The 13,595-nt window shown below is 52.2% G+C and carries 8 protein-coding genes; 7 read left to right on the top strand and 1 reads right to left on the bottom strand.

Features of this window, described 5'->3' with window-relative positions:
- Nucleotides 1-56: 56 nt before the first annotated feature.
- On the bottom strand, nt 57-746 hold the full coding sequence (locus tag J0A68_RS01250; protein ID WP_206576364.1) for a lysoplasmalogenase: 690 nt from the start codon (nt 744-746) through the stop codon (nt 57-59).
- A gap of 347 nt (nt 747-1,093) precedes the next feature.
- Here J0A68_RS01250 and J0A68_RS01245 point away from each other — a divergent pair, with 347 nt between their 5' ends.
- The 7 genes from J0A68_RS01245 (at nt 1,094) to J0A68_RS01215 (ending at nt 13,595) form a co-directional block, all read left to right on the top strand.
- Nucleotides 1,094-4,372, top strand: coding sequence for a TonB-dependent receptor (locus J0A68_RS01245; protein ID WP_206576363.1), 3,279 nt, complete (start codon nt 1,094-1,096; stop codon nt 4,370-4,372).
- A 180-nt stretch (nt 4,373-4,552) separates the two neighbouring features.
- Nucleotides 4,553-5,617, top strand: coding sequence for a DUF481 domain-containing protein (locus J0A68_RS01240; RefSeq protein ID WP_206576362.1), 1,065 nt, complete (start codon nt 4,553-4,555; stop codon nt 5,615-5,617).
- 173 nt (nt 5,618-5,790) lie between these two features.
- Nucleotides 5,791-6,573 carry an alpha/beta fold hydrolase gene (locus J0A68_RS01235; RefSeq protein WP_206576361.1) on the top strand — a complete coding sequence of 261 codons (783 nt, stop codon included), beginning with the start codon at nt 5,791-5,793 and terminating at the stop codon, nt 6,571-6,573.
- Between the two features lie 18 nt (nt 6,574-6,591).
- Nucleotides 6,592-7,671 carry an efflux RND transporter periplasmic adaptor subunit gene (locus tag J0A68_RS01230; RefSeq protein ID WP_206576360.1) on the top strand — a complete coding sequence of 360 codons (1,080 nt, stop codon included), beginning with the start codon at nt 6,592-6,594 and terminating at the stop codon, nt 7,669-7,671.
- 2 nt (nt 7,672-7,673) lie between these two features.
- Nucleotides 7,674-10,736 (top strand): efflux RND transporter permease subunit, encoded by a 3,063-nt coding sequence (locus J0A68_RS01225; protein WP_206576359.1) that lies wholly within the window; start codon nt 7,674-7,676, stop codon nt 10,734-10,736.
- Nucleotides 10,736-12,079, top strand: a complete 1,344-nt coding sequence (locus J0A68_RS01220; RefSeq protein WP_206576358.1) for a TolC family protein — start codon at nt 10,736-10,738, stop codon at nt 12,077-12,079. The genes J0A68_RS01225 and J0A68_RS01220 overlap by 1 nt, the downstream gene beginning before the upstream one ends.
- Before the next feature lie 124 nt (nt 12,080-12,203).
- Entirely contained in the window at nt 12,204-13,595 is a 1,392-nt protein-coding gene (locus tag J0A68_RS01215) for an MltF family protein (protein ID WP_206576357.1), read from the top strand.

Genomic DNA, 13,595 nt, shown 5'->3' with positions numbered 1-13,595 from the left:
TTTTTTGGTTTTGCCCACTCGCGCGGAAAGCTCAATTCTTTTTCCGCGCTGATTTTTTATCGGGGATTGATCAGATAGGAGCGTATGCCCATCACGATGAGCAGCTGGGCGATGGCATAGGTGCCCATGATGACGATGCCTGATTCGGGGAAATCCGCGAAAAACCTGCTGATGGCGATGGCTCCGTCGGAGACAAAAAACAGGGACGCGCCGAGGAAAACCTGCCAAAAGGAGGCCGGGTTGCATTTTTTGAACCTTTCCCGAGCCGTGGCGACCATGGCCACAATGACGACAATGTATGCAATCACGGGAATTCTCAGGTTGCCCAGGTTGGAATGGATCAGGTAGTAGACCAGAGCGGCGGCGAGGTAGATCGGCAGGTTGAAGAAGAAGGATTTGATAAAGTTCACGTGCTCCAGTCTGCCGGGGCTTTGCTGGGCGATGCGAAAGCCGATGATGTAGCAGACGTGTGCCATCAGAAAGGCTCCCAGGCCGTACACGAAGAGCTGTGGCCAAAGCAGCAGGATGTCGCCGATCCAGGAAAACACCAAGGCACCCAGGATGGATTTGGTCAGCAGTGTGGAGGCAATGGGCCGAGTGATGCGGTAGAAGTAGGCAATCAAGCCCAAAAGGATCAGCGGCTTGGAGTAATATCTCAGGCCGGAATTTCCCTCGATGAGGAAGGCCATGTCAGCCAAAGTGGCTGCGAGAAACAAATAGAGCCAAACAATGTTTTTATCTTTCAAAGGAATAATATTCGGTTTTTGAAGCTAAATATAGAGGAAATTACTGTGCTCGAAAGGATCGAGGCTTGGGGTGTTTGGATTCGGAAATTGGGTCTTTTGTAACAATGCGGTTCGTGAAAGCTTAAGTTTTTGGGATTTTTGGGCAGATATTTTTAAAACTCCTTCAAAACTTCCGAGCTTTTACTCAAAAAAACATAAAAATTGTTATGCAGGGGGTGTTAAGCTTTCGTTAAAAAATGTGAAATTTGGATGGCAAAACTTAATGTTTACTACCCGTATTTGCTGGGGGCCAAACTTACCTTTGCAGGGATTTTCTATCAAAACCAACTTTACCAAACCAAAAAATTATGAGGCAAAATTTACTGAAAAACTTGATGGCAATCGTGCTCCTCGTGCTCAGCACCGGGATGGCGTTGTCTCAGGGCGTGACTACCTCCGGTATCTCTGGGGTAGTGACCGAAGCAAACGGCGAGCCGCTCCCGGGAGCGAACGTGGTCGCCACGCACCTTCCGTCAGGTACCCGCTACGGGGCGGTTTCCAATCTTGACGGTAAATACTCCATCCCCGGCATGCGTGTCGGTGGTCCTTACAGACTTTCCGTTTCCTTTATAGGATTTGCCACGCAGGACGTGGAAGGCATCGTCCTTTCCCTTGGCGTGTTTTCCAACGTCAACGTAATCTTGGTAGAAGATGGACAACAACTCTCTGAGGTCCTCGTGACCGCCAGCCAAAACAACATCTTCTCCAATGAGAGAACCGGCGCGAGCACTTCCATCGACAACCGCGCGCTGACCAAGCTGCCTACCATCTCCCGAAACATCAACGACTTCACCCGTCTGACTCCCCAGTCCAACGGCCAGTCTTTTGCAGGTCAGGACTCCAGGCTGAACAACATCACCGTGGATGGCTCCTACTTCAACAACTCCTTCGGATTGGGAAGCGGAAGCAACCCAGGCGGGAGAACGGGCGTGTCTCCCATTTCTTTGGACGCGATCGAGCAGATCTCTGTGAACGTCGCTCCCTATGACGTAAGACAAGGTAACTTCACCGGTGCTGGTGTGAACACGGTGACCCGCTCCGGGACCAATGAGTTTTCGGGCTCTGCCTACTACTTCTTCAGAAACAACAACAACGTGGGCACCAAAGCCGGTGAGAATACCTTCAACCCTGGCGACTTCACCTACAACCAGATCGGTTTCAGACTGGGCGGGCCGATTATCAAGGATAAACTCTTCTTCTTTGCCTCCTTTGAGGACGAGACCGAGGCTAGACCTGGTACCACCTGGGTGGCCAACAACGGCAACGATCCTATCGAAGGAAACGTCACCCGCGTACTGGCTTCTGACCTGAACCAGCTGAGCGGATTCCTGCGTGACAATTTTGGCTATGAGACTGGGCCTTACCAAGGCTATGACAACGAGACGCTGGGCACCAAGTTCCTGGTGAAGTTGGACTACAATATCAACGACAAAAACAAGCTGAGCTTGAGATACAACCAGCTGGATTCCTCCACCGATGTGTTGATGTCCAACTCCTCCTCTCTGGGCTTCGGAAGCAGAAACCTGAGACCTCAGGCGCTGAACTTCCAAAACTCGAACTACAGCATCCTGGAGAATATCCGCTCGGTAGTAGCTGAATTGAACACACGAATCAAGGACAACATGACCAACAACCTGATCGTGGGCTACACCTATCAGGACGAAAGCCGTGGCTACAAAGGGGAGTTTTTCCCAATGGTAGATATCCTGAAGGATGGCGCTACCTACACTTCGTTTGGTTTCGAGCCTTTCACTCCAAACAACGAGCTGAGATATAAGACTTTCCAGATCCAGGACAACGTTCAGATCTTCAAGGGCAACCACACCATCACTGCGGGTTTCAGCTACGAAAACTACGAATCTGAAAACGTCTTCTTCCCAGGTTCCCAGTCTGCCTATGTGTACAACTCTCTGGAAGACTTCTACAAAGATGCCAACAATTTCCTGGCAAACGGCAATACCGTGCCATCCGGCGTGAACTTGAGAAGATTCCAGGTAAGATGGAACAACATCCCGGGCTCAGAAAAGCCGGTACAGATGCTGAAAGTGAACTACGCCGGTATCTACGGACAGGATGAAATCCAGGTGACGCCTAACTTCAAGGCTACCGTGGGCCTGAGAATCGACGTTCCTTTCTTTGGCGAGACTGCCCTGAGAAATACCGACGTGGAGGCCATGAACTTCAGAAATCCAGCAGGCGAGACCGTAAAATTCAGAACGGACGAATTGCCGGGTGCCAACATCCTTTGGTCTCCGAGAGTAGGCTTTAACTGGGATGTGTTCAACGATCTCAAAACCCAAGTAAGAGGTGGTACGGGTATCTTCACTGGCCGCCCAGCTTACGTATGGGTGTCCAACCAAGTGGGTAACAACGGTATTTTGACCGGTTTTGAGCAGCAGGATAACACGCTGACCAGACCGTTCAACCCGAACCCGGACAACTACAAGCCTACTACCGTGACCGGTGCGCCAGCATCTTCCTACGAATTGGCTTTGATCGAGTCTAGCTTCAAATTCCCTCAGGTGTGGAGATCCAATGTTGCGATCGACCAGCAGCTTCCAGGCGGACTGGTGGCTACAGGTGAATTCATCTACAGTGCCGACGTGAATGGAATTGCATACTACAATGCCAACCTTCCTGCTAACCAGTCTTCCTTCTCCGGAAATGACGACCGTCCAAGATGGACTGGCAACAGAATCAACTCTAACATCCCTAATGCGGTAACCCTGTCTAACCAGGCCGTAGGCAACTCATGGGTAGCTTCCGTTTCCTTGGAAAAACCTTTCGCAAACGGGCTTTACCTGAAAGGAGCCTATAGCTATGGCCAGTCCAAAAACACCGTGGATCCAGGATCCATCGCAGCAGGTACTTGGTTTAACAACCCTATCGCAGGCGATCCAAACAACCCGGTAGTTGGATTCTCCAGCAACACAATGGGTAACAGAGTGTTTGCGGTGGCATCCTACAGCAAGGACTTCTTCAAATTTGGCAACACTTCCGTGTCTATCTTCTGGGAAGGCATGAACCAAGGCGTGGGTAGCTACAGATTCTCCGGTGACCTGAATGGCGACGGAGGTACTAGCAACGACCTGATCTACATCCATGCCAGCACCAACGAAATGAACTTCCAGGAGTACACCACGGGTGGTGTTACTTTCACCGCAGCAGAGCAGGCAGCAGCATGGGAGGCCTACATCCAGCAGGACAAATACCTGAGCGCCAACCGTGGCAAATATGCCGAAAGAGGTGGCGCACTGGCACCGATGGTGTACCGCGCGGATTTTTCCTTTGCCCAGCAGTTGTTTACCGACATCAACGGCAAGAAGAACACGCTTGAATTCAGAATCGACATCCTGAATGTCGGCAACCTGCTCAACAAAGATTGGGGTGTGGGAGATGCATTCAACTCCACTCAGCCGCTGATCGTGCCTTCTTCTTCCCAAGGAGGTCCGATCGGAGCCAATGGACAGCCGCAATACCGACTGCTCAGCCAAGGTGGCAAGCTGATCTCCGACACCTTCACCAAAACCGCCGGTGTTTCCGACGTTTGGAGAATGCAGTTTGGTCTGAGATACATCTTCAATTGATCTGAAATTGGACTATAGAAAAGGCGCTTCACTGGTTGAAGCGCTTTTTTTTTGTATTTTTCATCGGGTGGTAAAATCAACAGGCTCGGCCATGACTTTTTGGACACCCTTGATTTTGGTATCATGGATGGGCCGGGGTGCCTGTCCCCATAGTTGTTTCCAATCAATCCTTTGTTTTATATGAAGAAGCTGCAGTTTTTTTTGGTCTTGTTCCTGCTTGGTTTTTACGCCCAGGCGCAGACAGACTCCCTCCTCCTAAGCAACAATGACCTGATCGTGGGCGAGATCAAGAGCATGGACAGGAATATCATCGGGATCGAGACGGACTATTCCGACACGGATTTTAAGATCAAGTGGGACAACGTGAAGCGGGTCTATTCCAAAACCAACTATCTCATCACCCTGTCCGACGGCAGGAGGTTTAACGGAAAGATCCGCAGTCTCAACGACAGCGTCGTGGAGATTGACACCCAAATGCCCGAAACCCTCCTGAACCTCGCCAAAAGGAACAAGAAGGTGGAGGAAACCTACGGCCAAAACGTCGAAGTCGAGCGTCATGAGATCGTATATCTCAATGCACTGGACGATACGTTCTGGTCCCGGCTTTCCTTCAATTTTGACGTGGGGACAAACCTCACCAAAGCCAATGACTTCAGACAGTTCACCTTCAATACCGCGGCCGGCTACCTTGCTGACCGCTGGAGGGCAAATCTTACCTTCAACAGCCTACGCTCTACCCAAGCGGAGGTAGATCCCATCAAGCGTACAGAACTGGGCTTGTCCTACAACTACTTCCTGCCGCACGACTGGTACCTGATGTATTCCCTGAATATCCTGTCCAACACCGAGCAGCTACTCGATCTGAGAACTTCCAACATGATCGGTGCGGGTAACTATGTCGTGCACACCAACCGCTCCTATCTCGGCTTCTCCGCCGGAGTCAACTTCAACAATGAAAAGTTTGAAGGAGAAGAGAGCGCTACCCAGTCTGGGGAAGCCTTTCTCGGGGCCCAGTACAATATTTTTGACATTGGGGATCTGGATCTCATGACCACGGTGGTAGGCTATCCCAGCTTGACTGAAAAAGGGCGATTCAGAACTGACTTTAAGTTTGACATCCGCTACGAGTTTGCCTTTGACCTGTATTTCAAAGTCGGGACTACGATGAACTATGACAATCAGCCCACCGAAGGGGCATCGCAGCTGGATTACATTTTCCAGACGACGATAGGCTGGAGTCTATAGCTTCATTTTGAGACAATAGGGCTTTCGCAAATCGATTTTCAAAATCGGCATCCCCTTTTTTTCCCTTTGATGGCGGAGATTTGCCATCAGTATCTTTTATTTCTGTGTGCCCATAATATGCTGTATTTTAGCTATCCAGTAAACTTTTGTCCGTTTCTGGAGTCTTATCTGGTATGTTGTATCACAGAAAATATGTACATCCCCAAAGCAGGGAATGGGTGGTTTTCATCCATGGCGCGGGTGGCTCATCTGCGGTGTGGCACAAGCAGTTGAAGGATTTCCGAAGCGAATATAACCTACTGCTCATCGATCTCCGGGGCCATGGCAAATCTGCTGAGTCCGCGCAGGCTTTCTGGCTGGATCGCTACACCTTTGAAGCCGTCACCACGGATATACTGGAGGTGCTAGACCATCTGCAGATCCCATCAGCCCATTTTATGGGTGTCTCTTTGGGTACCATCATCGCGCGGCAGCTGGCCGAGCTGCAGCCCGAGCGCGTCAAGTCCCTCACCATGGCTGGGGCTGTCACCCGGCTCAACGTGCAGAGTAGGGTGCTGGTCTTTTTGGGAAATGCCTTCAAGCACTTCATGCCCTACATGTGGCTCTATCGCCTGTTTGCCTTTGTCATCATGCCCCGGCGCCAGCATGCGGAGTCGCGCAATCTCTTCGTCCGCGAGGCCCAAAAGCTGTGTCAGCGGGAGTTTATCCGCTGGTTTAAGCTGACCAAGGACATCAATCCCCTGCTGAGGTATTTCAAGGAGAAGGATATCAAAATACCGACACTCTACATCATGGGAGACCAAGATCTTATGTTTTTGGAACCTGTGAAAAATCTAGTGAAAGAGCATAAAAACTCAGTACTTCAAATTCTGGAAAAATGCGGCCACGTGGTCAACGTGGAGCAGCCCGACCAATTCAACCATCTATCTCTGGCCTTTATCAAAAACCAAAAGTAACCTGACTTGTAGCCTTAAATGAAAAAACAGACCAAGATTGCCCTCATTGTAGGAATTGTACTGATTATCGCGATTGCATTTTTCTATCCCAGACTGAATATCAAAGAAGACGGAGGCTCCAGTCCCGCAGCCTCCAACGGAGGCGGAGGCAACCAGCCCCTCCCGGTCAATGTGGTGAAACTGCAAAAAGAGACCCTGAGAAACCAGCTACAGGTGACTGGAACTATCCTGCCCAACGAGTCTGTGTCCCTGCGGTCGGAGATCTCCGGGCTGGTGACGAGGATCGCCTTCAAGGAAGGCCAGTACGTCACCAAAGGCACTCCTCTGGTGTATCTCAACGACGACGAACTCCAGGCGCAACTCCAGAGGCTGCAATACACCCAGAGGCTGTTTGAGACCCAGGAAAATAGACAAAAGCAGCTCCTGGCGCGGGAGGCGATCTCCCAAGAGGAGTATGATATCGCGCTAAACCAGTTTAATACGGCACTTTCCGATATCAAACTCGTTGAGGCCCAGCTCGCCAAAACGGTAATCCGAGCACCCTTCAACGGGATTTTGGGTTTGAGGCTGGTCAGTGAGGGAAGTGTGATCGGGCCAAACGACGTGATCACCTCCGTGGTGAATATCGATCCGATCAAAATCGAGTTTTCCATCCCGGAGCGCTACGCCAACCAGGTGACGGTGGGCTCGCCGGTATTCTTTTCCAATGAATCCTCCTCGGAGGAGGTACAGGGTCAGGTTTATGCTTTTGAGCCGCAGATCGACTTGGCTACCCGGACGCTGAAGCTCAGGGCTCAGAGCGCAAACAAAGGCGGCAAGTTCCTGCCGGGCATGTTTGTGAAAATCCGGTTTATTTTGGAAGTGACAGAAGATGCGCTGATGGTTCCGGCAGAGTCGGTGATCCCAGAGCTTTCCGGCTACAAGGTTTTTGTGGTAGGAGAGGGCGGCAAAGCTGAGCAGCGCGAAGTAGAGATCGGAACCCGGACAGATTCCCATGTGCAAGTCCTCTCCGGACTGGGCGAAGGCGATCTGATACTCACGACAGGTGTGATGCAAGTACGGCAAGGAATGCCGATTCAACCCAATTTACCGAACTAAGTATGGCTAGCTTATCCCATATCAGTATCAACAGGCCGGTATTGGCCATAGTCATGTCCCTGGTCATCCTGCTGTTTGGTGGGATTGGGATTTCACTTTTGGGCATCCGGGAGTATCCCAGCGTGGACCCTCCCGTGATCAACGTCAGCACCACTTATGTGGGGGCAAATGCCGACGTCATCGAGGCGCAGATCACCGAGCCGCTCGAAGAGCAGATCAACGGGATCCAGGGCATCAAGTCCCTGACTTCCACCAGTGCGGACGGGCGGAGCAACATCACGGTGGAGTTTGAGGTCGGAGCCGACCTGGAGGCCGCCGCAAACGACGTAAGGGACAAGGTGTCCGGTGCGCAGCGCAACCTGCCCCCCGACGCAGAGCCTCCCGTCGTGTCCAAAGCGGATGCCGACTCCCAGCCCATCGTCGGTGTCAACGTGAAAAGCGACACGAGGAGCCTTTTGGAGCTTTCCGATCTGGCAGACAACGTCTTCAAAGAGCGCCTCCAGACCATCCCGGGTGTCAGCCGGGTGCAGATCTGGGGAGACAAGGAGTATGCGATCCGCCTGAGAATGGATCCGCTGAAAATGGCCTCCTATGGGATCACACCCATGGACGTGCTGAGCAAGGTACAGAGTGAAAACGTGGAGCTGCCCTCGGGTCGGATCGAGGGACAAAGCATTGAGCTTTCGGTACGGACCAAGAGCCGTCTCAGCTCTCCACAGGAATTCAACAACCTGATCATCAAGGAAGACCAAAACAACATTGTCAAGTTCCAGGATATCGGCACGGCCGAGCTGTCGGCGCTGAATGAAAAGACGGTCTTGAAGCGCAACGGCGTGCCGATGGTGGCCGTGGTGCTGGTGCCGCTGCCGGGGTCCAACAACATTGAAATCGCGGATGAATTTCACCGCAGGTTGGGTTTTATCGAAAAGGATCTCCCCGAGGATGTGGGGATAGAGATCGCCTTTGACTCCACCTCCTATATCCGCAGCTCCATCGAAGAGGTGCAGGAGACCATTATCACCGCTTTTGTCCTCGTGGTAGCGATCATTTTCCTTTTCCTGAGAGACTGGCGCACGACCTTTATTCCTGTTTTGACCATCCCGATCTCCTTGGTGGGGGTGTTTTTTGTCATGTACCTGATGGACTTTTCCATCAACGTACTGACCCTACTGGGAATCGTGCTCTCCATCGGATTGGTGGTGGATGACGCGATCGTCGTGTTGGAAAATATCTACTCCAGGATAGAAAAAGGTGAAAGTCCGCAGAAAGCCGCCGAGGCAGGTGCAGAGGAGATTTTCTTCGCAGTAATCGCGACCACTGTAGCCTTGGCAGCGGTATTCCTTCCGGTGATTTTCCTTACCGGTACGACTGGGCGTCTCTTCCGCGAGTTTGGTATCGTGGTGGCGGGTTCTGTGATCATCTCTTCCTTTGTGGCTCTGACGATGACGCCCATGCTCAGTGGGAAGATGCTGAAGCTGCGAGAGAAGCACAACGCCTTTTACAATTTTACCGAGCCGTTTTTTGTGTGGCTCAACGAGGGCTATGACCGGATGCTCGCTGGCTTCATGAAAGCCAAGTGGGTCGCCTTTCCACTGATATTGTTTATGGTGGGCGGGATCTACTGGCTGTTTACACAGATTCCATCAGAGCTGGTGCCCATCGAAGACCGCTCCGAACTGAGGGTGAATATGTCCGGACCGGAGGGTGCGACTTTCGGATTCATGGGGGCAGAGGTCGATCGGATTAGCGACATCCTGCTAGACCAGATCCCTTCCGAAGAGTTGGTCGGGCTGACCAGCGTGACCTCGCCGGGATTTGGCACGGCCAATACCAATTCGGCTTTCATGCGCCTCTACCTCACCGACGCAGACAAGCGGGGGCGTAGCCAGCAGGAGATTTTCAACGCGGTAAACGGTGTCTTGAGACAGCAGACCGCTGTCAGGGCTTTTGCGCAGCAGCCGGTATCCATCGGTGACAGACGTGGCGGTCTGCCAGTGCAGTATGTGATCCAGGCACCGACTTTGGAAAAACTAAAAGAGGTGATCCCGCCTTTCTTGGAAAAAGCATCGCAAAACCCGGCTTTCATCTTTACCGACATCAACCTGAAGTTTACCAAGCCTGAGCTGGAGATCGAGATCGACCGGGAGCGGGCCAGAAACATTGGCGTCTCTGTACAGGAGATCGCCCGCACGCTGCAGCTTTCCTACTCCGGACAGCGCTTTGCCTACTTCATCATGAATGGCAAGCAGTATCAGGTCATCGGCGAGATGCGCCTGCAGGACAGAAACGAGCCGGTAAACCTGAGAATGCTCTACGTAAGGGGTGGAGACGGGCAGCTGGTACAGCTGGACAACTTGGTACGCGTGGTCGAGAAGAGTACGCCTCCCCAGCTCTATCGCTTCAATAGATTTGTGAGTGCTACCGTGACCGCCAACTTGGCCGAGGGCTATACCATCGGAGCGGGATTGGACGAGATGGACAAAATCGCCGCCGAGGTGCTGGACGACTCCTTCTCTACCGACGTTTCGGGTCCGTCCAAGGAATTCCGCGAGAGCTCCAACAGCTTGTTGTTTGCCTTTATCTTTGCCTTGGTCCTGATCTACTTGGTACTGGCGGCGCAGTTTGAGAGCTTCCTCGATCCGCTTACGATCATGTTTACCGTTCCGCTGGCGATCTTTGGGGCCTTGGTGACGCTTTGGATGTTTGATTTTACGCTCAATATCTTCAGCCAGATTGGGATCATCATGCTGATCGGTCTGGTGACCAAAAACGGTATCCTGATCGTGGAGTTTGCCAACCAGCGCAAAGCCCATGGCATGGATGTGGAAGAGGCCATTTTCGGAGCTGCGGTCGCCCGATTCAGGCCCATCCTGATGACGAGTATGTCCACGATCTTGGGGATTTTGCCGATAGCCTTGGCACTGGGTGCCGGAGCCGAGAGCAGGGTGCCGATGGGCGCGGCCGTCATCGGCGGTTTGACCTTTGCCACGATCCTTACCCTATTTATCATCCCGGCCATTTATACCTATCTCACTTCTAAGCAAGGAAGATTAGCCAGAATTTAATGAAAAAAATAGCCTTTTTGTTCGCTTGGGGAAGTCTCCTGACCTCATTGTCGGCCTTTGCCCAAGAGAATTTAGACCTAGAAAAAGCCATCCAGATCGGTCTGGAGAAAAACCTGCAAATAAAGATTGCGGTAGAAAATGTCAGCCTGCGCGAGGGCGATCAGAAAGTCGGAGTGGGCGAATTGTTCATGCCGACCGTGGATGCGACTTACCTGCGCTCCTTTAGCAACGAGGACGTTGTCCAGCGCTTTGTGAATGATCCCGCGCCACGGGAGATCGACAACGCAAAATCCAGGAACGAGAACTTCAACGTGGTGGGGCTGTACGGCTTCAGGCCGGAGGCCATTGTGATCATGAAGCGCCTGGGTGAGTTGACCGAGATCAGCGAGCTGGAGGCAAAGGTCTCGGTGGAAAATACAGTTGCTGGGATCTCTACGGCCTATTACCGTCTGATCTTGGAGCTGCAGCGCTTCCAGGTACTGCGGGAGACGCTGGATCTCAGCCGTGCGCGACTCGACATTGCCAAGGCGCAGTATGAATTGGGCGGAGCCGGAAAGCGTGACTTCCTCACGGCTGAGGTGGACTACAACTCTGACTCCAGTCTGTTGCTCACCCAGGAGCAGATCATCCAAAATGCCCGGGTCAACCTCAATGAGCTCATGGCGGTGGATCCCCGCGAGGAGTTTTTCGTGAGGGATACCATTCTGGTGGGAGAGATCCAGACGCTGATGGACTTGGAGGAAAACGCATTTCTGGAAAACAAGCAATTGCTGATCAACCAGCGCATGAGCAACGTGGCCTTTTTGCAAACCCGCGAACTGCAAGCCTCAAGACTTCCCATGCTGAACCTAAATGCGACCTACGCCAACAATACCTCCAATTCTGACGCGGGTTTTTTGGCTCAAAACCAACGCTCCGGATTCAACTATGGCGGCAATATCACGGTCAACCTGTTTAGCGGACTGACGCTAAACCGCAGGATACAAAATGCCAAAGTCCAGCAGCGCATTCAGGACAACACGCTCGAGCAGTACGAAATCCAGCTGAAGTCGGATATTGCCAGGGCATACAACACCTACTCGAACAACCTTCGGCTCCTCGAGATCGAGCGGAAAAACTTCCAAGTAGCGAGCGAAAACACGGAAATCGCCCTGGAGCGCTTTCGCTTGGGGATCGCGTCCTACCTGGAATTTCGCGATGCGCAGGTGAACCTGCTGACCGCCAAAAACCGCCTGATTACTTCCATTTTCCAGATCAAGGAGCAGGAGATCGAGCTGCTTCGGCTCTCGGGAAAGATCTTTTTCGACAACAGTATGGAAGACCTAAACCTACCCGGTGATTGACAAAAAGACGGAAGCCCGAAAGCTTCCGTTTTTTATTCGCTTTTTTTAAGAAACACTTGGTTTTTCTTTTGGCATAGCGTTTGCCAAATGGGCTTCAGACCCATCCCGGATATTTCCGAAAGGAATGAGAAAAACACTGATTCTGACCTTTTCCCTGCTCACACTGATGCTTTTCGGCGTGCAGTGTACTTTTTTGGAGGGGAAGTTCGAAAAAATATTTCACGACCCTTACGTGCTTGACCTTCAGGGGATCAAGACCAGAGGCACGCTGCGAGCGGCGGTCGACAACAACTCCACGAGCTATTATATCTACCGCGGTCGGCGGATGGGCTACGAGTTTGAGCTTCTCAGGGATCTGGGAAAGAGGCTCGGCGTTCAGATCAAATATGTCGTCGTCAACGACATCGAGTCGGCCTTTGAGCATTTGGATGCGGGCAAGGTGGACTTGATCGCGATGAACCTGGAGCAAAGCGCATCCCGCTCCGAGCGGATCGAATTCACCCAAGCCCTGGGGACGATGAGTACCGTCGTGGTGGGGCTGAAGTCAATGGAGACGCCGGTGATTTGGGAAGGCTTTGGCAGTGACACCATCCATGTGCGAAAAGGGACGGTGTACAAAAACCAGCTGAACCAGATCAAGGATTCGCTATCCTTGGACTTTACGGTGCTGGAATCACCCGACCACGAAGAGACCCTGATCGACCGTGTCGCTGACGAGGAGATCCGCTGGACTGTGGCGGACAAAAACATCGCGCAAGCCAATGCCACTTACTACCAAGGCTTGGACATCAATCTGAAGGTGGCCGAGGAAGGAACTGTGGCTTGGGCCGTACGTAAAAACTCCCCCAAGCTACTCGAGGAGGTCAATGTCTGGCTGACGGACAAAAAGAAGCGCTTTATCCCAGACCTCTACGCCAAATATTTCCTCAACTCCAGAAACAGCTACTACCGATCCAACAGCCAGTTTTCCTCACTGGCGGGGAACAAGATCTCTGTCTTTGATGAGATCATCCGAGACGGTGCCGGAGAGCTGGGCTGGGACTGGAGGCTATTGGCGGCTCTGGTGTACAAGGAGTCCGGGTTTGACACCACGGCTACGTCCTATGCGGGCGCAGAGGGACTTCTGCAGCTGATGCCCGTGACCTTGGAGCGGTTTGGCGTGACCAATCCCAATGATCCTGTCCAATCCCTCCAAGGAGGGGTGAAATACCTGCAGTACTTGGATAAGTTTTGGAGGCAAAGGGTGCCGGACTCGAAAGAGCGCATCCGATTTATCCTCGCTTCCTACAATATCGGCCAAGGCCACGTGGAGGATGCTTGGAGACTGACCCTGAAATATGGTAAGAACACCAGAAGCTGGAAGGATGTCGCGACGTATCTCAACCTAAAAAGCGATCCCGAGTACTATCGTGATCCGATCGTGAAAAGCGGCTTTGCCAAAGGCCACATCGCGGTCAACTATGTCCGCGATGTACTCAGCCTGTTTGAGTCCTACAAGACGCTGGTAGATCCCTGA

This window comes from Algoriphagus oliviformis (assembly GCF_017254915.1).
Taxonomy (GTDB): domain Bacteria; phylum Bacteroidota; class Bacteroidia; order Cytophagales; family Cyclobacteriaceae; genus Algoriphagus; species Algoriphagus oliviformis.
The sequence above is the reverse complement of the archived record's forward strand: the minus strand, read 5'-3'. Positions and strand labels throughout refer to the sequence as shown.